Annotated in this window: 19 protein-coding genes and 1 pseudogene; 14 read left to right on the plus strand and 6 right to left on the minus strand. The window is 60.3% G+C overall.

Annotated elements, in window-relative coordinates; genetic code table 11:
* Window positions 1–205 precede the first annotated feature (205 nt).
* Window positions 206–631: a hypothetical protein gene (locus GSQ93_RS30730; RefSeq protein WP_158939632.1), complete on the plus strand. Its 426-nt coding sequence runs from the start codon at window positions 206–208 to the stop codon at window positions 629–631.
* Between the two features lie 179 nt (window positions 632–810).
* On the opposite strand, the gene GSQ93_RS30735 is transcribed toward GSQ93_RS30730, so the two are convergent.
* The 4 genes and pseudogenes from GSQ93_RS30735 to GSQ93_RS30750 form a co-directional block, all read right to left on the minus strand.
* Window positions 811–1,689, minus strand: coding sequence for a hypothetical protein (locus GSQ93_RS30735; protein ID WP_158939634.1), 879 nt, complete (start codon window positions 1,687–1,689; stop codon window positions 811–813).
* Between the two features lie 109 nt (window positions 1,690–1,798).
* Window positions 1,799–2,941: pseudogene (locus GSQ93_RS30740) on the minus strand (cysteine desulfurase family protein); the annotation flags it as partial.
* A 346-nt stretch (window positions 2,942–3,287) separates the two neighbouring features.
* Window positions 3,288–4,277: a PDR/VanB family oxidoreductase gene (locus GSQ93_RS30745; RefSeq protein ID WP_158939636.1), complete on the minus strand. Its 990-nt coding sequence runs from the start codon at window positions 4,275–4,277 to the stop codon at window positions 3,288–3,290.
* 79 nt (window positions 4,278–4,356) lie between these two features.
* Window positions 4,357–5,898: a Rieske 2Fe-2S domain-containing protein gene (locus GSQ93_RS30750; protein WP_158939638.1), complete on the minus strand. Its 1,542-nt coding sequence runs from the start codon at window positions 5,896–5,898 to the stop codon at window positions 4,357–4,359.
* 214 nt (window positions 5,899–6,112) lie between these two features.
* Between GSQ93_RS30750 and GSQ93_RS30755 the strand changes: the two genes are divergently transcribed.
* Window positions 6,113–6,805: a GntR family transcriptional regulator gene (locus GSQ93_RS30755; protein WP_158939640.1), complete on the plus strand. Its 693-nt coding sequence runs from the start codon at window positions 6,113–6,115 to the stop codon at window positions 6,803–6,805.
* A 10-nt stretch (window positions 6,806–6,815) separates the two neighbouring features.
* On the opposite strand, the gene GSQ93_RS30760 is transcribed toward GSQ93_RS30755, so the two are convergent.
* Window positions 6,816–8,177, minus strand: a complete 1,362-nt coding sequence (locus GSQ93_RS30760) for an MFS transporter (RefSeq protein ID WP_158939642.1) — start codon at window positions 8,175–8,177, stop codon at window positions 6,816–6,818.
* 108 nt (window positions 8,178–8,285) lie between these two features.
* Complete coding sequence (locus GSQ93_RS30765; RefSeq protein WP_158939644.1) at window positions 8,286–9,137, minus strand: class II aldolase/adducin family protein; 852 nt, start codon at window positions 9,135–9,137, stop codon at window positions 8,286–8,288.
* Between the two features lie 147 nt (window positions 9,138–9,284).
* On the opposite strand from GSQ93_RS30765, the gene GSQ93_RS30770 reads away from it, so the two are divergent.
* From GSQ93_RS30770 to GSQ93_RS30825, 12 genes are all read left to right on the plus strand, one after another.
* Window positions 9,285–10,202: a LysR substrate-binding domain-containing protein gene (locus GSQ93_RS30770; protein ID WP_158939646.1), complete on the plus strand. Its 918-nt coding sequence runs from the start codon at window positions 9,285–9,287 to the stop codon at window positions 10,200–10,202.
* Window positions 10,203–10,274: 72 nt separating this feature from the next.
* Window positions 10,275–12,920, plus strand: a complete 2,646-nt coding sequence (gene acnA / locus GSQ93_RS30775; protein WP_158939648.1) for an aconitate hydratase AcnA — start codon at window positions 10,275–10,277, stop codon at window positions 12,918–12,920.
* Window positions 12,910–13,803 carry a GntR family transcriptional regulator gene (locus GSQ93_RS30780; RefSeq protein ID WP_158939649.1) on the plus strand — a complete coding sequence of 298 codons (894 nt, stop codon included), beginning with the start codon at window positions 12,910–12,912 and terminating at the stop codon, window positions 13,801–13,803. Before acnA ends, GSQ93_RS30780 begins: the two co-directional genes overlap by 11 nt.
* Before the next feature lie 37 nt (window positions 13,804–13,840).
* Window positions 13,841–14,575, plus strand: a complete 735-nt coding sequence (locus tag GSQ93_RS30785) for an ABC transporter substrate-binding protein (RefSeq protein WP_158939651.1) — start codon at window positions 13,841–13,843, stop codon at window positions 14,573–14,575.
* Between the two features lie 537 nt (window positions 14,576–15,112).
* Window positions 15,113–16,672: an ABC transporter substrate-binding protein gene (locus GSQ93_RS30790; RefSeq protein ID WP_216857700.1), complete on the plus strand. Its 1,560-nt coding sequence runs from the start codon at window positions 15,113–15,115 to the stop codon at window positions 16,670–16,672.
* An 8-nt stretch (window positions 16,673–16,680) separates the two neighbouring features.
* Window positions 16,681–17,622, plus strand: a complete 942-nt coding sequence (locus tag GSQ93_RS30795) for an ABC transporter permease (RefSeq protein ID WP_158939653.1) — start codon at window positions 16,681–16,683, stop codon at window positions 17,620–17,622.
* A gap of 7 nt (window positions 17,623–17,629) precedes the next feature.
* A complete protein-coding gene (locus GSQ93_RS30800; protein ID WP_158939655.1) occupies window positions 17,630–18,463 on the plus strand; it encodes an ABC transporter permease in 834 nt (277 codons plus the stop codon).
* Window positions 18,463–20,280 carry an ABC transporter ATP-binding protein gene (locus tag GSQ93_RS30805; protein ID WP_158939657.1) on the plus strand — a complete coding sequence of 606 codons (1,818 nt, stop codon included), beginning with the start codon at window positions 18,463–18,465 and terminating at the stop codon, window positions 20,278–20,280. The genes GSQ93_RS30800 and GSQ93_RS30805 overlap by 1 nt, the downstream gene beginning before the upstream one ends.
* Window positions 20,277–21,194: a LysR substrate-binding domain-containing protein gene (locus tag GSQ93_RS30810; RefSeq protein ID WP_158939660.1), complete on the plus strand. Its 918-nt coding sequence runs from the start codon at window positions 20,277–20,279 to the stop codon at window positions 21,192–21,194. Before GSQ93_RS30805 ends, GSQ93_RS30810 begins: the two co-directional genes overlap by 4 nt.
* Before the next feature lie 143 nt (window positions 21,195–21,337).
* On the plus strand, window positions 21,338–22,456 hold the full coding sequence (locus tag GSQ93_RS30815; RefSeq protein ID WP_158939662.1) for a succinylglutamate desuccinylase/aspartoacylase family protein: 1,119 nt from the start codon (window positions 21,338–21,340) through the stop codon (window positions 22,454–22,456).
* Window positions 22,457–22,538: 82 nt separating this feature from the next.
* Window positions 22,539–23,609, plus strand: a complete 1,071-nt coding sequence (locus GSQ93_RS30820; RefSeq protein WP_158939664.1) for an ornithine cyclodeaminase — start codon at window positions 22,539–22,541, stop codon at window positions 23,607–23,609.
* Between the two features lie 147 nt (window positions 23,610–23,756).
* Entirely contained in the window at window positions 23,757–24,674 is a 918-nt protein-coding gene (locus GSQ93_RS30825; protein ID WP_158939666.1) for a LysR substrate-binding domain-containing protein, read from the plus strand.
* The last annotated feature ends 16 nt before the right edge of the window (window positions 24,675–24,690 follow it).

Here is a 24,690-nt window from a genome sequence, read left to right on the forward strand (position 1 = left end):
TATTCCGAGCGAAGTTTCAGCGTGTCCCGACTTATCAATCTGGTCTCGCAAGGCTAGGATTGATATATCGGCCGTGAAGCGGGGAGAAGCAGAGGAGAACGTCTGCCGCCTAGCGTGCCACTATTTCCGGTGTCAGTTGAGCCTTGGCAATATCCAAGAACCAAAGACGCTCGATGTTAGTCGCGTGCCCGCCAAGGAACCAACCATGAAAACGCTGCGCTTTCTCACTCATCAGGAAATCTTCGATAAAGCAGCGCGTCACCTCTTCAGCCAAGGTCACGCCGGGCTGCCGCCGCGTGGAGGACTGCCCTATCGCGGGTACTGTGGCGGATGCCCGGTTGGCAATTTCGTCGCCCCGCGCGACTACATAACCGCCATCGAAGGTATTCCCGTTCACTTCATCGGCGGGTCCCCACTCGCGGCCCCCTCTTACATGGACGCGGGCATCATCGCGCTCAAGCGGGGGCTGCTACGCGCGCAAATTAACGTGTACAACCCGGCGACTATCGAGTTGCTCAGTGACCTTCAGAACGTCCACGATCTCCTCGACAAACGGGAAAGATGCGTTGGTCTGGCATCGGTTGCGCGCAAGTTTGGCCTGTGCACCGACCTTCTGGAACGTGCTGCATGAATCACGCCCATGCTAAGCGCCAAAGAAATTCATGACCGTGTGAGTGCCCACCTGCTAACCCGGCGCGCCGTCTTCTGCGCTCGAAGAATTACACGACAATATCCACCTCAATGAGTGGCCGCACCTGCTTGAAGCGTCAGGTCAGCGGCATGCGCTGACCTGACGAGAACACATTCCGGTCAGTGCATCCAGTATTCGTCTGGAATCCTGCGGTCCGCTTCGGAAAGATACGGGTTGTCCAGGCGGATAATCTTCCTGCCCGCCAGGTTCGCTCGCCCCAACGGATTCTGGATATACGGATGGGAGTTGAACAGTTTCATGTACGAGCCGTCGCGATACGCCGCCATAAATCCTTTCTCTATTGTCGCGGCGAGCTCCTTCTGACTCCGGGCAACATAGAACAGAAAATCCGATCGATATAACAGCAACAGCCTGTTCTCAACCACCAGGTCCGGCACGGCCTGCTTGCGCGCGTCAAGTTCAGCGAACGCTTCGATCACGCCGCGAGGGAAGTAGTCAACCCGTCCGCCTTGAGTCATCGTGAACAGCGTTTCGTAGGTCGAGGTTTGCACGTTCAGGCCGGCGCGCCTCATGATTTCGGTGTCGATCCATCCAAGCCCCTGGCCGGCGGTCAGCGCTGTCAGGTCCTCCAGGCCGTTGATCCGGTCGAAATCCGGCTGCCGGTCCTTTCTTATGATGAACACCCGATACCCGATCAGGCCGCGGTGAATCGGAATGTGGACGACATTCAACCCGCGCTCGGCCTGCTCTTCCATGCTCGTCCAGTGCAGGTTGATCGTGTCGCCGTTTGCAAGCTCGGCAAGCGCCCGGCCCCGCTCCATGACCACTTTCGCTTGTCGAATGGTGTAGTCGGCATTAGCCGATTTCATCGCGAGATCAAGGACCGCGAGCGCAAAGGCGGCATGCACGTCGCCACCGGGTTGAATTTGCGGGTAGACGATGTCGAAATGCTTCGCTTGCGCGGCACGCGCGGCATGCACGTTGAGCGCCACGCCCGTCGCACTGAAAGCCGTCAATAAGAAACGCCTGCGATGCATAGATGGATTGCCGGTTGACACTGAGATCACGCGGAGTTTTCGCCAGCCTTAAGCCCGAGCGGAGATCCATTGTGTCATACCGACAATACACGCCTTACTGCATCACGAGACATTGGTCCACTACCTGTCGAATGCAGGTAATGGCGCGATCAACGTCTCGCTCCGTGGTAAAGCGCCCCAGGCTGATGCGTATTGTCCGCGCCGCCGCTTGCTCATCCAGTCCGATCGCGGTCAATACGTGCGACACCGAGCTGGACGCCGAACTGCAGGCCGACGTGGAAGAGATGGCAAGGTCCGCGGCCAGCATGAAGGGGAAAAAGCCCGCACGGTCAACTCTCAAGCTAAGCGTATGCGGAAGGTGTACGCCGTCGCGCACATTTTTCTCAACACCGTCAATCGCGAGCATGCCGCCGAGCAGTCGCTCGCTAAGCGCTGTGATTCTCGCTGTATCGGCCTCCATTTCCGCCATGGCGATTGCGCAGGCCGTCCCCATGCCCACGATCTGATGCGTAGCCAGGGTCCCTGAGCGCAAGCCGCCCTCATGACCTCCTCCATGCATCTGCGGGGCAAGCCGGTTCGCCACTTCACGCGCGACGTACAGCGCGCCGATGCCCTTCGGTCCATAAACCTTGTGAGCGGACATCGACATGAAATCAATACCGAGTTCCTTGACATCGATTGGCGTCTTGCCAAGCGCTTGAGCCGCGTCCACATGCAGCAACGCACCCGCGGCATGAACGATGGGCGCGATTGCCGCAATGTCAGTGATCGTTCCAATTTCATTGTTGACCAGCATGAGCGAGACGATGCCCGTGCCCGGCCTGAGTGCCGCGCGAACCGCAGCGGCCGTGATGGCGCCACTTTGATCGGGCGCGACATAAGTAACCGGAACACCACGCTGTTCGAGGCTGGCGGCCGTATCCAGGATGGCCTTGTGCTCCATGCGGCTAGTGACAATATGAGGCACGGTTCCGCTTGCTTCGACAAACCCCTTCAGCGCGAGGTTGTTCGACTCAGTCGCCCCGGAAGTCCATATGATCTCGTCAGCGCGCGCGCCAATCAGCAGGGCAACTTGCCCACGCGCTTTCTCGACCATGCCTTTTGCCTTGATCCCTGCCGCGTGCGAGTTGGACGCCGGATTGCCAAACACCCCGTCTATTCCCAGGCAATTGACCATTGAAGTGATGACACGCGGATCCGCAGGCGTGGTTGCTGCGTAGTCGAAGTAATGGAGGTCAGCGCTCATCGTTATTCAAGTTTTGGAGAAGCGCTAATTTTAAAGTTAAGCCATAAAAATAATTTCCCAAAGATTTCCCTGATTTTTCCGACCGGTGGAACCAGAACAAGGAAATAGTCGATACGTTAGATTTTTATTCTATGCTGCGTTTTTTAGTCGCAAGGCCTAGCGCCTAAGTGGTCCCCTTTCGCTTGCGCACATGCAAGGCATCGGTGATCCAACGTGTCGCGAAACGTCCAGCCCGAATCGCCGAGTACGTGAAGCGGGGAAGCCTCAATGGCAGAGATACGGTTTAGCATTTGAAGCCGCCTGAACAGCCCCTTCGCATGAAGCCATCGCTGCAGCATTGCTGACTACCGGTCTAAAGATCGAGCACGAGTTCGCGGCTTGACGCCCTCGATACGCACGTAGTCAGATACTCCTGCTTCTCGTCTTCTCCAAGAATGCAGTCGTTGTGTTCGACTTCGCCCGATAAATACCGCACCTTGCACGTGCCGCACAATCCGGCCCGGCATGAGGTTTCAATCACCACGCCCGCCTCTTCCAACGCATCGGCAATGCTTTGATCGCCTGACACCGGTATGTGCTGCCCTGTGCTGGCAATCTTCACAATGAACTCACCCACAGCCGCCGCAACGGTCTCACTCACGGCCCGTTCCGGCGCCTTGAAATGTTCAAAGTGAACCGTTCCGGGCGTCCAGTGCCCGGTCGCCGCCGCGCACGCTTTCATGAAGCCGCCCGGGCCGCAGTAATAGACGTGCACACCGTGCGCCGTCTCGTTCAACAAGCGCTTTAGATCCAGTCCCTTCGACGGATCGCCGTTATCGAAGTGAAATTGCAGCTTGCCGCTTGCATGCAGCGGCGCAAGTTCGGCCGCGAACGCCGTGCAACTTGCATCCTTCGCGCAGTAGTGCATTTCATAGTCAATACCCACTTCTTCAAGCCGATGCGCCATCGCTTTTAAAGGCGTCACGCCAATACCGCCCGCCAACAGGATGACCTTGCTGGCATCGGCGGCGAGTTCGAAGTTATTGCGAGGACGACTGATACGCACCTTGTCCTGCACGCGCAATTGATCGTGCAACGCTTTTGACCCACCCCGGCCTGCTTCATCGCGTAACACCGCGATCACATAGCGATGCCGTTCGTTTGGTGGATTGCTCAACGAGTACTGACGGACGAAACCATCGTTCAAGTGAACATCAATATGCGCGCCCGCAGTGAACGCGGGTAACACTTCGCCCGATGGATCTACGAACTCGTATGAGTTGATGCCCCTGCCTTCGTAGCGGATCTGGCGCACCATCAACTCCAGTGTGCGAACGTCCGCCGGATTGTCTGAACTTGCCATTACATTTCCTTGCACGACCTCGCCTGCAGGTCTTCATAGGGACCGGGCAACGCGTGTTGCCCGGTCCTTGATGATCCGTTCAACCCTTGACCGACGCCTCTAGCGCATCGAACTTTTCGCGCACGAACGTGGCCCGCTCTTCGCCCTTAAGCGTCTCGCTTTCCGTCAGGATCGCGACGATGCGCTTCGTCACATTGCGGCGATTCGCCACCTCCTGTTCGACGGTCTCGCCTTCCGGGATATCGAATACATTGCCCGAGCAATAACTATTCGGTGCGCCTGCGTTAGCCCGGAACCATTCCGCAAAGTTATCCGCTGATGCCGCCGGGTTCGTACCCCGTACTGCATCGCGCAGCATCTTGCGGAACAGGAACAAGCCGGCGTCGAACTTCGTCGGGTTCTCTAGCGCATGCACGGCAATCGGCCGCTGGCTGATGATGGCTTCATAGTCGCCGGGCGCGTATTGAGCATCCTTGTAATTTTCGCGTTCACGATGGTTCGGCGGAATGGGCGGCAATTCCTCAAGCTTGTAGTGGCCGAAACGTTCCGGACGGCGCATGGCGACTTGCCCTTCAAGGAAGTCGATCGACTCGTAGCCAACCAGCGATTTATCGCAGATGCCGCGCGTATCAATGCCGGGACCCATCACGCGCCAGCCGATCATCTTGCTGTTTTCATCGTCGACAGGAACGGTCCAGCGAATGATGTGAAAGCGGCTGAACAGCTTCTTCTTCGAACCATCTTCCGACGTGTAGGCGTGCAGGCTGAGATTGGGCAGGACCTGATGCTGAACGCGCACGAACAGCCTGTCTTTATCGACCCGGCGTGCCCCCGCGCACGCAAGACTGCGGCCTTGCTGCACCGGCACGAAATGCATGTCGGGTGCGACTTCCATGGACTTCGCGCCGACCTCGTCGAACGTCGTGCCCTGGTACTTGCCGTTCACCACATTCTTGCCGGCGTGAAGCGCGGTCGGATGGTAGTTATCCGCGGCGTTATCCTGGACCTGCAGCCAGTTGCAATGCTGGAAGTTGCTGTAGGCCACGAGTTCATCGCCGGGTGCAACGGTAAAGTCGCCTTCCCATTCCGGGAACGGCGGCTCCTTGTCCGGTGGCCCCATATACGCAAATACCAGACCATTGCGCTCGACAGCCTTGTACGCGCCCTGCTGGATCGAGCACGCGTATTTCTCGGCCTCCTTTTCTTCGCCATTCGGAAACGGCACGTGAAGGCAAGTGCCGTCCACGTCGAAGATCATGCCGTGATAGCAGCACTTGATGCCGTGCTCCTGGATCGCGCCATATTCAAGCGACGCCCCGCGATGCACGCAATGCGCATGCAGCACGCCCACGCGACCGCTGCCGTCGCGAAACGCGACCAGCTCTTCGCACAGGATTTTGAGGAAGCGCGGGGTATCGGTGAGTTCGATCGACATGCATACGGGGTGCCAGAACGCCCGCATGTATTCGCCCATCGGCGTGCCAGGGCCTGTCTCGGTCAGTTCCGGATCGTGGCCCGGAACCTTGCTGGTGTAGTAACCACCAAACGGCACCAGCTTCTTCTGCACCGCGCCACCACCGGCGCTTTTCTGACCTTCTGCTTTGTCTGACTTGATATTCATGGGGATCCTCTGCTGGGTTTATCCATTTGCCTTCGTTCTTTAAATTCTGAACTCCGAACTCTGTATACAAAGATACGGTTCAGGGTGCCGCGCTGTCACTACAGGTAAACGCTTGGTGCCCGCCGTTTCACGCTAGCCGGTCAATCCGTTTGACGCTGTCCCGCGCCAGCCTGTAACCTGTTGAACTCTGTATCCAAACTTATCGAGAGCCACCATGGTCGCCAAACTTCTGAAGCTTCAGGCACGTACCGACTATGTCGATGAAGTCTATAAAGTGCTGCTGGACGCTATCAGCGAAGGATCGCTCGCACCGGGCACCCGCATCACCCAGGAGGAAATTGCCGACCAGCTTGCCGTGTCCCGGTCGCCCGTCTTGCAGGCGCTGCGCTTGCTCAAAAAAGACGGCCTCGTGCAGGACGCGCCGGGGCGCGGACTGCTTGTTACGCCGCTCGATCCCACCTGGATCGCCCATCTGTATGAGATCCGTGGCGCGCTCGATTCCCTCGCCGCGAGTCTTGCGGCGCAACGCGGCGCAAAGCTTGATAAAGCGTTGATCACGCAAGGGCGCCGCGCGTCGAAGGGTGACGACGTGAAAGCCATGATCGACACAGACTGGGCTTTCCATTCCGCCATCTACCTTGCATCGGGCAATCCGTTGATTGTGGAAACCGCGCATCTTCACTGGGTTCATCTGCGCCGGGTGATGGGCGCCGTGCTGCAATCGTCGGCTCAACGCAAATCCATCTGGGATGAACACGCGGCGATTGCCGAAGCCATCGCCGCTGGCGACGCGCGACGCGCAGCCGAACTCACCGACCTCCACACCAGCCGCGCCCGTGAAAACCTTGTGCGCCGGCTGGGTGAAGTGCTGAGCGACGAACGCGAAGACGCGGTGCACCTGCGTTGAGCGTGTCGCCTTAAGCACGCGTCTGCACCCCGCTTTCCATCACGTGGTCCGTGTTCTTTAACGCTTCGCGCTTGCGGCTGTTCACGAGTTTTGCGGGCACCGTGAACACCAGCACACTGCCAATGATCAGGCTCACTGCAAGCCCTAACACGCCGTTTCCTGTCGATCCGGTCGCGGTCTGGATCAGGCCGATCACATAGGGGCTGACGACACCCGAGATACTGCCTACCGAATTGGCAACAGCCAGCCCGGCAGCTGCCGCCGCACCGCCCAGAATGGCCGGAGGCAGGACCCAGAACTGCGAGATCGTGGTCATCACACCCATCGTGCCGACGGTCAGTGCAATCATGGCGATCGGCGTGGAATGCGCATAAGAGACGCTGAAGTACAAACCCACCGCGCCCACAATCCCCGGCAACGCGAGGTGCCAACGGCGCTCACCGCGAGCATCTGAACTGTGGCTGACGAGCACCATGGTCACTGCCGCCGCAGCATAGGGAATCGCGCTCAACAGGCCGATGTCCAGCGGATCGGCCACGCCGCTCGCCTTGATCAGCGTAGGCAGCCAGAAGCTCACGCCGTACAGTCCCATCGTGAAGAAGAAATAGATCAGGCTGAGCAGCAAGACCTTCGGATGCATAAGGCCGTCCCTCACGGAATGCAGCACGTGCGCCGAACGTTCCTCAACCAATGCACCTTCGAGGAAGGCTCGCTGCGGTGCGGAGAGCCACTTGGCGTCGCTGACTTTGTCGTCGAGATAGACCAGCGCGATCAGCCCGAGGATTGCGGTCGGAATACCTTCGAGCACGAACAGCCATTGCCAGCCAGCAAGCCCATGCGTGCCACCCATATGATTCATGATCCAGCCGGACAGCGGACCGCCAACCACGCCCGACATGGGGATACCGGTCATGAACAGCGCGGTCACCTTGCTGCGTCGCGACGAAGGGAACCAGTACGTGAGATAGAACAGGATCGCCGGAATGAAACCCGCCTCTGCTACGCCGAGCAGGAAGCGCATGATGTAGAAACTGGTTGGCGTGGTGACGAACATCATGCCGGCGGAGATGATGCCCCAGGTAATCATGATCCGCGCGATCCAGCGGCGGGCGCCGACCTTCAACAACAGCAGGTTACTAGGCACTTCGAACAACAAGTAACCGACGAAGAACACGCCCGCGCCGGCGCCATAGACGGCATCGCTGAAATTAAGGTCCTTGAGCATTTGCAGCTTGGCAAACGCCACGTTGATACGGTCCAGATAAGCGCACAAATAACACAGGAACAGGAACGGCAATAGTCGCCACGTGATCTTGGAAAACGTGGACGCTTCGTCGCGTTTGCTGAATGCTGCCGGACTAGCGGGATTCATGTCGTGTCTCCTGGGGTCGGATAAAAGCGGGACGCCGGCCCTCTCTTGACGGTGGCTGTATCGTCCCGGTTTAAAGCGATAGGTGCTGCAGTTCAGCGCATGGCGTGATCAGTCGAACATGTCGGGCTGCGTGGCGACGAGGTCATTCCAGATGGTCTGAAAATGCAGCCAGCCGATGTATTCGCTACCCACATGTTCGCGGCTATAGCGAGCGCGTTCCGGCGTGACGAGTCGCGGCGTTATGCCGGTTGCGTCAATCAACAACTGCTGCTGGCAGCAACGTTCCAGCGCAATAAACCAGAACGCGGCGGACTCTATGCTGTGACGGCTCGCCGTTAGCAAACCGTGATTCTGGTGAATGGCGGCTTTCACGCCTTTGAACGCATAGGCGACTTTGTGGCCCGCCTTCACTTCAACGGCGACCTGGCCGGCTTCATCGCCGATCACCACGTGGTCTTCAAAAAATGCAGCGGCATCCTGCGTGATCGGCTCGATCTTTTTGCCGAGCGCCGCGAACGCTGTGCCATACACCGTGTGCGCATGGCACATCGCCACAATGTCCTGATGCATTTCGTGAACGGCCGCATGCAACACAAAACCTGCCCGATTGATCGCATGATTGCCTTCGACCACACGGCCTTCGTGATCGGCGCAAATCAGGTTCGACACCTTCACTTGCGAGAAGTGAATGGCCATCGGATTGGTCCAGTACAAGCCGGGATTTTCCGGATCGCGCACCGTCAGGTGACCGGCGAAACCGTAGTCAAAACCCTGTTGCGCGAATGCTCTGCACGCTCCGACCAGGCGTTCCTTCAAGTGCTGCCGTTGCGCCGCGGCGCTCGTGAACGTCGGCAATTCCGGGAAGATCAGCCCGTCCTGTTCCGGCTGATAAATCGATACCTTGCCGTCCTTCACCAGCTTTTCCGATGCGTCGGGACGCGCTTCCATGACAGCCGCCATTTGGCTTTCTCCTGTAGAACAAGTGGGATTGTTTTCAGGGCTTAATGGTCAACTCCGCGACGCTCATTGACAAACGATCACTGTTCATAGAAAGATGAACAGGATTCATGCATTGGCGAAAAACATTCCACCGGAGACGGCACGCGCATGCGACGAATACCGAATTTCGTGCTGCTGCGCGCGTTCGAAGCGGCTGCACGACTTGAAAGCTTCACGCTGGCGGCGGAGGAATTGCATCTGTCGCAGTCCGCGATCAGTCATCAGGTCAAGGAGCTGGAGACGTATTTCGGCTTGCCTTTATTTCATCGACGCAACAGGCGCGTTGAAACCACGGCTGAAGGCAGAAGGCTTTTCGATAGCCTCGGGCGCGTATTCGATGTGATCGAGGCCGCGTGCAGCGAAGTCGCTTTGTCCCCTCAGGCACAGGTGCTGGCCGTTCATTGCGCGCCGAGTCTTGCGGTGAAATGGCTGGGTCCGCGCCTGCCTAAATTCATGCAGGCTCATCCTGACATCACGATCCGGCTTTCGTCGGGCGCGGAACCGATCGACCTTACGCGCGTGCATGAAGTCGATATCGCCATCTCTTACGGCATGGCGGTCGAGCGTCCCGGGCTGCATGTTTACCCGCTCGGCGCGGAGCGGATCGTGCCAATGTGCTCGCCCGGCATGTTGCGTGAAGGGGTGTCTCTCGAGCAGCAGATTGTCGACTTCACGCTGATCGATTCGCAACTCAGCCGGGTGACATGGCGGGACTGGTTCACGCTCAATGGACTGGCGTTTCCGAACAAGCCTCGCCCATCGTTTGATCGCGGCGCACTGGCCATATCGGCCGCGGTGGACGGCATGGGTATCGCGCTGGAAACCACGCGTCTCGCCGAACGCGAATTCGCGCGCGGCGAGCTGATCGAGTTCGGCGAAGGACACTTCAAACCCTTCATGCGCGAGACGCACTTCCTCTCCTACAGGATGAACGAACGCAACCTCGACAAGGTGAAGCTGTTCAGGCTTTGGCTCGCCGACATAGCGGGAATGACCGCGCAGTGGCAAGCCAATGCCGCGTCGTAAGCGGCTCTCGCCGCGAATACAGCTCCGCTCCCAACATTGCATTTACAAATATAAAAATGCAAAATAGGATGCATGGAAAACACTCGCAGTTTTATCTCCGAAGCGCGGCTGACGACCGGTAACGCATCTTTTCGTTTTGTCGACTTGCCGGGCATGTTCGGCGAAACGCTCTACCGGCTGCCCGTCGTACTGCGCCTGTTGCTCGAAAACGTGATTCGAAATACGAATGGCGATGAGCGCAGGCTTGCGGTCGACGGCATCGTCGAATGGCTGGAAAAAGGGACTAGCGAAGTCGAAATTGCTTTCCAGCCCGATCGCGTGCTCATGCACGACACGACCAGCACCCCGGCGCTGGTCGATATCGCCGCCATGCGCGACGCGCTGGCCGAAGCCGGGGCGGACCCGGGCGCGCTCAACCCGGTTCTTCCCGTCGACGCGTCGGTCGATCACTCGCTGGCGGTCGAGTATTTCGGCCGGCCCGATGCCGCGCCAATGAACCTGCAGCAGGAACTTCGCCGCAACGCGGAGCGTTACCGCTTCCTGCGCTGGGCATCGCGGGCATTGACCGGCGTGCGCATCCATCCCCCGGGCACCGGGATCATGCACACCATCAACCTTGAGCAACTGGCGACCGTCGTATCGGTCCAGGAACGCGACGGCGAGGGTTGGGCTGTCCCAGACACCTTGATCGGCACGGACAGCCACACGCCCATGATTAACGGCATTGGCGTGCTGGGTTGGGGCGTGGGTGGTCTTGAAGCGCAGACCGTGATGTTCGGCATGCCTGTCATGCAGCGCATTCCGGACGTGGTGGGTGTGCGCCTGACGGGCGCGCTCAGGCCTGGGGCGCTTGCCACCGACCTGGCGTTGACCGTCACGCAACGGCTGCGGGCGATTGGCGTTGCCGGTGAATTCGTCGAATTCTATGGGCCGGGCGTCGCCACGCTCACTGCTGGCGAACGCTCGGTCGTGGCGAACATGGCGCCGGAATACGGCGCTTCTACGGGCTTTTTTCCCGTCGACAACACCACGCTCGACTACTTGCGCGCGACCAATCGCAACGAGGCTGCCATCGCGCTCGTCGACGTGTTCACCAAGCGGGCCGGCCTGTGGTTCGATCCTTCTTCCGAACCGGTTTTCACGCGCACCATCGAGGTCGACCTGAGCGAGATCGGCATGCACGTCGCCGGTCCGCGACGCCCTCAGGATCTGCTTGATTACTCGGCTACATCGGCGGCACTCGAAACGTTAGCGTTCGTGCCTGAGGCCAATGTGCCCGGCATACCGAAGCACCCTGTCGCAATCGCTGCCATCACGAGTTGCACGAACACGTCGGACCCCGCCTTGCTTATCGCCGCGGGGCTCGTGGCCCGCAAAGCGCGCACGCTGGGCCTGAAAGTCCCGGGCTGGATCAAGACTTCGCTTGGACCGGGCTCGCCCGCAGCGGCGTTGTATCTGGAACGCGCCGGGCTCATCGACGATCTGTCGGCGCTCGGTTTCGATATCGTGGGTTACGGCTGCACCACGTGCATCGGCAACTCCGGTCAGCTCACCGAACCCATTAAAGCTGCGCTTGCCGCCAAGGCAATCTATCCGGTCGCGATGTTGTCCGGCAACCGGAATTTCCCCGGCCGCATTCATCCCGACCTGGATCTTGGCTTCATCATGTCGCCGCCGCTGGTCGTCGCATTTGCGCTGTCAGGCGACGCGCAAGCCGACCTGAGACTCGACGCTCTGCAGATAACCCCGGACGGCACACCCGTCTTTCTAAGCGATCTATGGCCCACGCGAGAAGAGGTCGGGACGCTGCTCGAACAGGCGGCGGACCCGGCCGACTATCCGCGTGCGTTCGGCATCGCCAGCGAAAATCCTGCGTGGCATGGCATCGATGCACCCGACACCGCGCAGTTCCCGTGGGATCCACAATCGAATGCGCTAAGGCGTCCACCGTTCGCGGCCGTGACCGAAGGCACGCAGTTAGGAACGTACAGCGCCTACCCGTTGCTCATCCTTGGCGACGACATCACGACCGACCATATCTCGCCCGCCAGCGCCATTCCGAAGGACAGCTTCGTCGCGGACTTCCTCGTCGCCCGCGGCGATGACCCCGACGACCTGAATGTTTTTGCATCGCGTCGCGGCAATTGGGAGGTCATGATCCGCGCTGCGTTCTACAACAAATCGTTGGTCAACCTCCTGCAACCCGGCGCACCGGTCGCGCATACGCTGCACGTTCCGAGCGGCGACATCAAGCCGATCCACGAAGTCGCCGCGCGGTACCGAGCGCAAGGCGATGCAGTCGTGCTTATTGCAGGCGAACGGTACGGCACAGGTTCTTCGCGCGACTGGGCGGCGAAGGGCCAGCGCCTGCTTGGAATTCGCGCGGTGCTGGCGGTAAGCTTTGAACGGATCCACCGGTCGAACCTGATCGGCATGGGCATCTTGCCGCTTCGATGGCCGGCAGGCGTCAGCCCCGCCACGCTGAACATCCAGCCGGGTGATAAGGTGCAAGTGAACGCGCCGCCCGATACGCTCGCGCCGCGTTGCAGGGTCGATGTAAAGATCGTGCGGGCGGATGCGAGTGTCGAATCATACGAGGTGACAGCAGCCGTCGAAACGCAACTGGAAGTTACGTTGCTGCGCTGTGGCGGCGTCATCCCGCTTATTTTGCAGAAGACTTTGGCCGCTCAAGGTACAAAAGAGAAGCATGAACGATAGATCGATAGCCGCCCAGATCGTCGAGTGGATCAGGACCGAAAAGATGGAAGTGGGCAGTCATCTGCCCGCGCAGAAGATAGCGGACTTTCTTCGGCTGTCCCGCTCGCCGGTCAACGAAGCCCTCTCGCTGCTGCATGAAAAGGGCGTGTTGAGCCGCGAGCGCAACCGCGGATTTTTCGTGGCAGACCCCGCGATTGAATTGGTCACGGAAGCGGCCGATTCGATCGGTTTGAGCGGCCCGGACGTGGTCACGAGCGCGTATTTCCGTATAGCCGATGATCGGCTTAAAAGTGCGTTGCCCGACGAGGTGTCGGAGCAAATGCTAAAGACCCGCTACGGATTGACGGCGACGCAACTCACCGCAGTTCTGGGGCGCATAGCGCAGGAAGGCTGGGCCGAACGCAAGCCGGGGTATGGATGGCAATTCTCGGCCATGCTGACGACACCCGACAGCTTGATGAAATCGTACCGCTTGCGTCTGGCGCTCGAACCGGCCGCACTGCTTGAACCCGGCTACCGGCTGGACCCCAAGGTGCTCGAGCGTTGCCGTGCAGCGGAACGGCATCTGCTGGACGGGGGTATCGAGACGGACACGGCGGATCAGTTGCACGATCGCGGGGTCCGCTTTCACGAGTCGCTGGTCGAGGCGTCCGGCAACGCGTTTTTCATCGATACGATCAAGCGCGTGAACCGCGTTCGCCGCCTCCTTTCATACCGTTCGATGCAGCACCGCGAGCGATACAAGAAACATTGCAAGCAGCATCTGCATATCCTGGCGCTGCTTGAGAAGGAACGTAACGAAGAAGCCTCCGAGGCGCTGCGCGAACATCTTCAACACACGCTCGACGCACTTTCCCGGATCGGCGACATTCTTAAACCCTAGGTTTGGTTTGTACCAACCTTCCATTGCTCAAGACTCCATGACAACTGACTCATCCGTGCTGTCCGCTTTCGCGCCCACCGGCACGCTGCGCGCGTCCATCAACCTGGGCAATCCGATTCTCGCCAACAAGGACGCGGTCACCGGCGAGCCGGTCGGTGTTTCTATCGATTTGGCAAGGGAGCTCGGCAAGCGTCTGGGTCTATCCGTCGATCTCGTGGTCTTCGATACCGCCGGAAAGTCCGTTGAAGCAGTCAGCGACGAACGCGCGGATGTCGGCTTCTTCGCAATTGATCCGGCCCGCGGAGCGAGCATTGCGTTCACTGCGCCGTATGTGCTGATCGAGGGCTTTTATATGGTCCGCAGCGACTCTCCGATACGGCACAACAGCGAGGTCGATAACGCCGACACGCGCGTCGCGGTCGGTAAAGGCAGTGCATATGATCTGTTTCTATCGCGGGAACTCAAGCACGCACAGATCGTTCGCGCGCCTTCGTCGCCCACCGTGGTGCAGACGTTTCTCGAACAAGGGCTGGAGGTGGCAGCCGGCGTGAAACAACAACTCGAAAGCGACGCCGCAAAAACGCCGGGCCTTCGATTGCTCGGCGAGCGCTTCATGGTGATCCAGCAAGCGATGGGATTGCCGAAGAGCCGAGGTGAAGCCGCGGCTGACTATCTCCGGCGTTTCGTGGAAGAGATGAAAGTGTCAGGCTTCGTTGCGGACTCGTTGCAACGGCACAAGATCAACGGGGCATCGGTGGCACCGGCATCCTGATCACGCGGGCAAGGCTGTCTAAGCATCAACGGGCAATCCATCGAGGGACACGTTGCGTTGCTCATGCACCCTCCCTGCAAGGTCACTGCCGAATGCGCCTAACGCAATAAGTTTCCTTCTCACGGAATATCGCGGCTTCAGCCGATGGTTGAAGGGCCGTTCGTTATTTTATTTTGGCTTCCTAACCTCTTGTTCAATGCCATCCTAGCCGAACACGGCATCTGATGGGGAACACTTCTGACGATCATGATCCGCATGCCCGATACCCTGTTTTCCCTTACCGCAGAGCCATTCCAGCCTCGACATTAGCCACATCAATAAGTGCGTGTCTAGTGCTATTTTCCCGGGCGATCCGATTATCGGCCGCCGATCGGCAGGACTGCTCTTCCCAACGCCAATATGAGCTTCTACGATCACTTCCTATCCATTCATCGCAGGTTATAGCGTTGTGCACTCCCCCTCCCGAAGGACGTTTCTGATGGCCATTCCCGTGTCTCCCTTCCCTGCGCGCCGCATGGAAACCGCTGGGGTCCGTCCATGAAGCGCGCAGTAATGACAGGGATGCTGGCGGTCGCAGCGGCGTTGCCCGCCAGCGGATGGGCACAGGCAAGTGCCGCAGCCCAGGTGTTTCCCGAGATCCGCTTTGCCATCAACACCGACACGACCACGTCCATGCCGGGCAACGTGTTGCGCAATACATTCACGGACGAGATCCTCGCCAACGTGGTTGAGTCGCTAGTGGCGCTCAAGGGCGACTTGTCTGTTGCGCCCATGCTTGCTGACAGTTGGGATATTTCGCCGGACGGAAAGCAATACACGTTTCACTTGCGTCACGGCGTGCTGTTCCACAACGGCATGTCGTTCACCTCCGCCGATGTCAAATGGAGCTTCGACTACTTCATGAAGCCGCAGTCCGGCTACGTCTGCCGCGGCAACTACGACGGACACCGCGGTCCGAAGGTGCTTGCCGTGACCACGCCCGATCCGCATACCGCGGTGTTCGAACTGGACCGGCCGTCCGCACTCTTTCTCACGCACATGACGGAACCACGCTGCCCGCTCGCCGTCCTGAGTCCGGCAAGCCTCGACAAGAACGGCGCGTGGCTGAAGCCGGTCGGAACCGGTCCGTTCGTGTTCAGCGAATGGAAACAAGGGCAGTATGTCCTGCTGAAACCGTTCGCCCAATACCAGTCGCGCACGGAGCCGCCAAGCGGACTGGCCGGCGCGAATCATGCGCGGGCGAATGTGCGCTTCGTCGCCATTCCAGACGAAGCAGCGCAGGTCTCCGCGCTCATGTCCGGACAGATCGACGAGATGAACATATCGGAGAACAACCTGCCGCCCGTCGATCCTCACTGGCATGTGATCGCAGGACCAGGAGCGGATCCCGCCGTAGTGTTGATGCAAACGCGCGACCCCTTGCTCGCCGATGTCCGCATCCGGCGCGCGATCGCACTTGCTGTCGATTTGCCGGGCGTGGTGAACGCAGTCAGCGGCGGGTTGGCGCGCTACAACTCATCGCTGACGCCGGATGCCGAAGCGCTCTATACCCCCGGCGACGCAGTGAGATACAAACAGAACCTGCCCGAGGTAAAGCGTCTGCTCGCAGCAGCCGGTTATGCCGGCCAGACGCTGACGCTCGAAACCAACCGCCGTTATCCGCACATGTACTCGGCCGCGGTGTACATGCAATCACTGCTTTCGCAGGCGGGTATCAACGTGAAGTTGCTGGTTGTGGAATGGGGCACCCAGGTGAACGATTTCCGTTCGGGGCATTTCCAGCTGATGTCGTTTGGTTATTCGGCACGCATCGAGCCTGCGCTGATGTATAGCGATGTACTCGGTGACAAGTCTAAAAATCCCATGGTGCAATGGGAGAACCCCAAGGCGCGCGCGCTGTTGCGCAGCATCGACGGCGTGACCGACCTCGCCGCCCGAAAGCGGGTCTTCGAACAACTGCACCAGATGATGATGGACGACGTGCCCATGATCGTGCTGTATGACTCACCCGACCTGACGCTTGTGAGCAACCGGTTGCAGGGGGTCACGACCTGGCCCCTGCGCCTGAAGCGTTTTTCCAACGTGACGAAGAACTAGGCAAGCCGATGCTCAGCTACATCATCAAGCGACTGGCGATGGCGGTCCCCACTGTTTTTATTGTGACCCTGCTCGTATTCGGCATGATCCGCGCCATTCCCGGCGACCCGGCTTCGCTCATGCTCGGCGACCTCAATGACCCGGCGCTGCTGCAGCAAATGCGCCACTCGTTTGGTCTCGATCAGTCCATCCCCGCGCAATTCGTGATCTGGGTGTCGCATCTGCTCTCGGGCGACTTCGGCATGTCGATCGTCCGTCATCAGCCGGTACTGGAACTGATCCGCGAAACCTTTCCGGTGACCGCCGAGATCGTGCTCGCGGCGACTTTTATCGCGTGCCTGATCGCCATTCCCGCCGGCTTGTTCGCGGCGTGGATGCAAAACCGCCGCGGCGATCTCGCGGTGGTCATGGGCAGCATCATGCTGGTCTCCATACCCAGTTTCTGGGCCGGCATCCTGCTCATCTGGCTGTTTGGCGTGAAGCTGCACCTGCTGCCTACGTTCGGCTACCAGCCGTTTTCGCAAGCGGGCTGGGCGTCGCTCAAATACCTCGTGCTCCCGGTCATCGCGGTCTCGCTAGGAGAAATCGCGGTCGTGACACGCATGATGCGGGCGAGCAGTATCGAGGTCCTGCGGCTGGAATATATCGCTCACGCACGCGCCAAAGGTCTGTCGGAACGGCGCGTGCTGCTGCGCCATACGCTGCCCAATGCGTTCGGCCCCACGCTCACCGTGATCGGTCTCGTGCTCGGTCACCTGCTCGCGGGAGGCGCCGTGATCGAGACGGTATTCACGCTGCCGGGCATGGGCCGCCTGCTCGTGGAGAGCATCTATTCGCGCGATTATCCCGTCGTGCAGGGATGCCTTCTTGTGATCGCGCTGCTGTATGTGCTGACCAATCTTGTTGTCGACCTGCTGTACCCGATCTTCGATCCACGCCTCAAGCTCTGACTCGCCCATGCCCTCCTCTCCCAAGCGCGCCCGGCGCGCCAACCTCGTGATCGGAGCCGTACTCGTCGGCCTCCTGCTGCTCATCGCGGTCGTCAACCTCGTCTATACGCCCTACGGTCCCCTCGACGTGAACATTCATGCACGTTACGCGCCGCCGTCGCTGCAACACTGGTTCGGCACCGACGAATTCGGCCGTGACATCCTGTCCCGGATCATGTCGGGCGCCGGTGTCAGCACCACCGTCAGCGTCTGCTCCGTGCTGTTCGCGTTGCTCGCCGGGACGTCGATAGGCGCCGTCTGCGGTTACGCGGGCGGCTGGTTCGACCGGCTTGCGGCCATGCTGATCGATGCACTGATGGCGTTCCCCGGCTTGCTGCTTGCGCTTGGCATCATGACCGTGGTCGGTCCGTCAAAATGGGGCGTAGTGGTCGCACTCGGCCTGGCTTATACGCCGTCAGTCAGCCGCATTGCGCGGGGCGCGGCACTGTCGCTGCGCCAGCGTGACTTCGTGGTTGCATCGCAAACCATGGGCAATAGCGGCTTGTGGACGCTTCTTCGCCATGTCCTGCCGCATTGCGTGGCGCCGTTGCTGGTCTTCTCGACTTCGCTGTTCGGCTCGGCGCTGCTTGCCGAAAGCGCGCTCAGTTTTCTTGGACTCGGCGTGCCCGCACCCGAACCTACCTGGGGCGGCATGCTTGCCGACGGGCGCACAGCAATCGATCAGGCGATCTGGGTCGTGCTATTTCCAGGTGCGGCTATTTCGCTTGCGTTGTTCGGCATCAATCTATTCGGCGATGGCGTGCGCGATCTGCTCGACCCGCGCATGAAGGGAGGAATGTGATGACGGCTCCTGTTCAACACCCATTGCTCACGGTCAGCAACCTGACGATCGGTTTTCCCGACAAAACCGGCGCGATCAAACAGGTCACGCACGACGTGAACTTCACCTTGAACGCGGGTGAGTCGCTTGCAGTCGTGGGCGAGTCCGGCAGCGGCAAGACCATGGTCGGCCGCGCGTTGCTTGGCTTGTTGCCGGAACGGGCGGAGATCGTCACGGGGGCCATCACTTTCGAGGGTCGTGACGTCCTCGGCAATACATCGGCGCAATGGCTGGCTACGCGCGGCACGGGTATTGGCATGGTGTTTCAGGAGCCCATGGTCTCGCTCAACCCGGCTATCCGCATTGGTGACCAATTGACAGAGGCGCTCATGCGGCGGCGTTCGATCGCGCGCGATGCGGCCCGTTTGCAGGCTATCGCCATGCTCGAACGGGTTCGCGTGCGCGATCCCGTCGGCTGCATGAAACGATACCCCCACGAGTTTTCCGGCGGCATGCGGCAACGCATCCTGCTCGCCGCGGTCATGTTGCTGCGCCCCAAGCTTCTCATCGCGGACGAGCCCACGACCGCCCTCGATTGCGTGGTGCAGAAAGAAGTGCTCGACCTGATGATCGAACTCACGCGCGAGGAAGGCACCGCGCTGATCTTCATCAGCCACAATCTTGCGTTGGTGACGGCCTACACCGAACGAGTGCTCGTGATGCGGCGCGGGTCGGTCGTGGAAACAGGCGCAGTGGGAACGGTATTGGCACGCCCCTCGCATGACTACACGCTGAAGCTGCTCGAAGCGTTGCCACGGCGCGCCGATAACGAGGACGTGTTGAGCCCGCCAGATTCATCCGCGCCGCCGGTCATCGAAGTCAAGGACGTGGCCATCGATTACAAAGTGCCCGGCTTGTGGTTCAGGAAGATTCTCGCGCGGGCCGTGCATCCGACATCGTTCAGCGTGCAGGCGGGTGAAACGGTGGCAATCGTCGGTGAATCGGGCAGCGGGAAAACAAGTATCGCCAAGGCGATCCTCGGACTTGCACCGACCGCGCAAGGGCAAATCCTGCTCAACGGGCTGCCCTTCCTCAACGCCGGCCATGACGCCATGCAAGCCGCGCGCCGCTCGGTGCAGATGGTGTTTCAGGACCCCTACTCCTCGCTCGATCCACGCATGCGGGTCGACGCGCTCATTAGCGAAGGACTGCGGCTCGACAAGACCCTTAGCCGCGCACAACGCGCCCAGCGGGTCGCTGAAGCGCTGGATGACGTGGGCTTGAGCGAGTTCGCCGGTCGCCTTGTCCATCAGCTCTCCGGCGGCCAGCGTCAGCGTGTGGCGATTGCACGCGCGTTGGCAAGCAGACCTGCGGTGATTATCGCGGACGAACCGGTGTCCGCACTCGATGTCACCGTGCAAAAGCAGATCCTCGACATGCTCGTTTCGCTGCAGCGGCGCTACCGGTTTGCGTGCCTGCTGATCTCGCACGATCTCGGCGTGGTCGAGCAGATTGCCGACCGCGTGCTAGTGATGTTCCGGGGCCATATTGTTGAAGAGGGAACGCGCGATGCCGTCTTCGATAACCCGGTCCACCCCTACACCCGCCGACTCCTGCAAGCCGTGCCTGAGCTGCGGGGAAACCGCGATGACGGCTTCAAGGTCATCACGCGCACCGTGCCTGACGACATCGATCCATCCCGCAAGTATTTCAACGCCGAACTGGCAGGCCGCGACATGCCCGTGCTGGTCGATGTAGCGGCGCCGACGCTCAGGGCGACGTACACACCCGCTTTGGCAGATCACCGCATCGCCCTTGAAGCCGTGCATTCATCATGACGCTGATCCAGCTCCGGGCATTTTGTTCGGTCGTCGAGCAAGGCAGTTTTCGTGCGGCGGCAAGAGCGCTCGATATTGCTCAAAGCACGCTGACCCAAGCCATCCAAAGCCTGGAAGCGGAGCTTGGTGTCATTCTGCTGAACCGGTCGCATCAAGGCATCAGCCTGACCGCCCTCGGTGACAACTTCCTGGTCCGTGCCCATGCGATCATCCGCGACTGTGAGCGTGCCACGCAGGACATGAGGCCTTTGACGGAAGAGCCGGAAGGACATATCGCGCTCGGCGTGACCTCCGAGCCGCTCGCGGAATTCCTGGTGCCGGTACTCAAGCGTTTCATTGAACGGTTCCCGCGCGTGCGGGTGCATGTGTCCAGCAGCTACGCGAAGATGCTGATCGAAAAGATCCGCGATGGCGCGCTCGACTTCGCGCTGTGTCCGCTCGCACCCCATGTCAGCGACATCGATCTCAGCATCGAGCGGATGTACCGGTCGGACGCGGGCGTAATCGCGCGCAAGGGTCATCCACAAGCGCATGTCACGTCCGTGCGCGAGCTGGTGGAATGCGACTGGGTTAGCATCCGGCCCGCGGGCATTGCCGGCGGCGCGGAGAACCGGCTGATCAGTCTCTTCAAGGCGGAAGCGCTTGGGGCTCCGCGAATCGTCTTCACGGCGGAGTCGTTGCTGGAAACGCTGCACATTGTTTCCGAAACCGACTGCCTGACCATCGAGCCGGCTGTACTCTCGGAGTTCAAGCTGTTTTCACCGTCGCTTGTCACCATCCCGATTCGCGAAGCGTTCGATCCGCGCGACGTTTGCCTCATCAGCCGCCGCGCGTCGCCATTGACCACGGTCGCGCATGAGCTTGTGAGCATGCTCCTTTCTTACTCGCGCCTTCTGCGGGGCACGAGAGCCTGATCCTGATGGCGAAACACACCCGATTTCCGGTTCGTGCGGCGGGCGATCTGCCAGGCTGATCCCGATCGGTCAGGCCGCCTTCTGCGCCGCACGAACTCCCCGTAAGATGAACCTTGCCGCTACTACGAGCCCCTTTTCTTCCCATGAACAGCACTTCCCATGCCTTGCCCCACGCGACCGCAGGCGCGGCGTACGCTCTGACAAGTCAGCAGTTCGGTACGACTGGCTACGGCAAAAAGCTGTACATCCAGGCCGGCCTGCACGCCGATGAAACGCCGGGCGTGATGGTTGCACTCACGCTGCTCGAACAGTTGCGCCGCCTTGAAGACGACGGCAAGCTGCGTGGTGAAGTCGTGCTGGTCTGCAACGCGAATCCACTTGGACTGAGCCAGTGGTTGTTCGGCGCACCCGTCGGCCGCTTCGACTTCGCGAGTGGCCGCAACTACAACCGTGACTTCCCCATGCTTGCCGGCAAGATTGCGGCGGCGCTCGAAGGCAAGCTGACGCAAGATGCCAACGACAATCTCGTCATCATTCGCCAGGCCTGGAAAGCAGCACTGACCGCGCAGCAACCGGCCACATTATTCGACGGCTTGCAACGCCAGCTCATGCTGTTGGCGCACGATGCGGACGTGGTGCTGGACCTGCATTGCTCACGCGAAGCCGCCATGCATATCTACACCGGCCAGGCGGTCTGGGCCGAGGCGGAACCGCTCGCGCGCTATCTTGGCGCAGTGGCCTCGCTGCTCGCGTACGACTCCGGCGCCAGCTCGTTCGATGAAGCGCAGAGCCTGACATGGTGGCAACTGAAGCAGCGATTCGGCGCTCACTTTCCGATTCCCACCGGCACGGTGTCCGTCACGGTCGAGCATCGCGGGCAGCGTGATGTCTCGTATGAGATGGCGCGGCAGGACGCGCAGGCGATCATCGACTACCTCACGCATCAAGGCTTCATAGACGGCATTGCCCCGCCCTTGCCCGAGCTTGCCGGCCCGGCAACCCCCCTTGCCGGCAGCGAACAGTTTCTCGCGCCTACGGGCGGCATCCTCGTGCATCGTGCGCAGCTTGGCGACGTGATCGAAGTGGGCCAGCCGCTCTTCGACATCATCGATGCAACCACGGGCGAGACCACCACCGTCCACAGCAAAACCAGCGGCGTGTTCTACATGCGCCGCGACGTGCGTTTCGTGAAGCACGGCGATCCGCTTGGCCGCGTCACGGGTGCCACGCCTCAACGCACCGGCAAGCTGCTCGGCGCCTGACTTCCGAGCTTCGGTAAAACGCAACGCACACCACCACACCCATGTAGCCCCTCAAGTTCATTTCATCGTTCAGGAACACACCATGACTCGATATATCGACGTCAACGACATCAGGCAACTGCTTCGCAACATCGGCCCGGAAACCTTCATCCACACCCTTGCCGACTACATCCGCGCCGACTACCTGCGCTGGCCTCAGTTTGATAAATCGCCGCGCACGGCGGCGCATTCGCCCGAGGGTGTCATTGAACTGATGCCCGTTGCCGATCACACGCTCTACGGCTTCAAGTATGTGAACGGGCATCCCAACAATACCCGCGCCAACATGCTGACCGTGATGGCATTCGGCGTACTCGCCGATGTCGCCACCGGTGTCCCCCTGCTGCTCAGCGAGTTCACCATCATGACGGCGCTGCGCACGGCCGCAACCTCCGCGCTCGCCGCAAGCGTCCTTGCGCGGCCGGGATCGAAGTCGATGGCATTGATCGGCAACGGCGCTCAAAGCGAGTTCCAGGCGCTGGCGTTCAAGAATATGCTGGGCATCGAGCATATTCGCGTGTTCGACACGGACCCCGCCGCCACCGAGAAACTCATCCGCAACCTGTCCGGCATCAAGGGGCTGACGCTCACGCGCGCGGCATCGATACGCGAGGCCGTGCAAGGCGCAGACATTGTCACCACCGTCACCGCCGATAAAACCAACGCGACCATTCTCACGCCCGACATGATTGAAGCGGGGATGCATATCAACGCCGTGGGCGGCGATTGCCCCGGCAAGACCGAGTTGCATGCCGACGTGCTGAACGGCGCCCGCGTGATGGTGGAGTTCGAACCGCAGACGCGCATTGAAGGCGACATCCAGCAGCTTCCCGTCGACTCGCCCGTGATCGAATTCTGGCGTGTGCTGGCCGGGGAAGTGCAAGGCCGCGAATCAAACGCACAGGTGACCGTATTCGATTCAGTCGGGTTCGCGCTGGAAGATTTTTCGGCGCTGCGCTACCTGAACGATCTTGTGCGCACCGAGGGAATTGGCACACGGATCGACCTGATCGCGCAGCCGTCGAACTGCAAGGACCTCTACTCGCTCGTTGCATCGCCCAGCTCTGCTGCTGAAAGCGGCGAACGCTTACAAGGTCTCTTTCAGGCCGCCTGAGATAGTCAGGCAACGGGGCATCGAGATTCAGCGGTACACGTTGGCTTTCTGGAAGGCTATGCTTGGCACATGCCGAACGCATCGTTCCCGCCGGTCGGCATCGCATAGGACCGGGCGAGCGTTGCACTTATTCCAGAGGGTTTTTTCATGACGTTGATCCAGCTCCGGGTGTTTTGCGCGGTCGTGGAGCAAGGCAGTTTCCGTGCCGCGGCAAGAGCGCTCGACATCGGGCAAAGCACGCTGACGCAAGCCATCCAGAGCCTTGAGGCCGAACTCGGCGTGACGCTGCTGAACCGCTCGCATCAGGGTATTAGCGTGACACCCTTGGGCGAGACGTTCCTCGTTCGCGCGAACGCGATCATTCGCGATTGCGAACGCGCGATGCAGGACATGCAACAGTCGTCGGGAGAACCCGAAGGGCAAATCGCGCTCGGCGTTACGTCCGAGCCGCTTGCAGAATCGCTGCTGCCCGTCCTTAAACGTTTTATTGCCCGCTTCCCGCGCGTACGCGTGCATGTGACCAGCGGCTACGCGAAGATGCTGATAGAGAAGATCCGCGATGGCCGGCTCGACTTCGCGCTGTGTCCGCTCGCACCGCCCGTCAGCGACGTCGATCTCGACATAGAACGCCTCTACCGGTCGACACCCGGCGTGATCGCGCGCAAGGGTCATCCTAAGGCGCATGCCACCTCCGTTCACGATCTGAAGGATTGCGACTGGGTCAGCATCCGGCCGGCGGGAATTGTCGGCGGGGCGGAGAACCGCCTGACCAGCCTCTTTCGCGCTGAGGGATTGGGCGAGCCCAGGATCGTTATCACGGCGGAGTCGCTGCTGGAAACGCTGCACATTGTTTGCGAATCCGACTACCTGACCATCGAGCCGCGCGTGCTGGTCGACTTGAAGCTGTTCTCGAATTCGATCGTCAATATTCCGATTCGCGAGACGTTCGATCCACGCGATGTCTGTCTTATCAGCCGGCGGTCGTCGCCGCTGACCATGGTCGCGCAGGAGCTCGCAAGCATGCTGGTGTCGTATTCGCGCTTGCTGCATGGCGCCGGTTCGTGAAGCGCGCCACGCGTTT

Origin of the sequence: Burkholderia sp. S171, from assembly GCF_009766085.1 — a bacterium.
Taxonomy (GTDB): domain Bacteria; phylum Pseudomonadota; class Gammaproteobacteria; order Burkholderiales; family Burkholderiaceae; genus Caballeronia.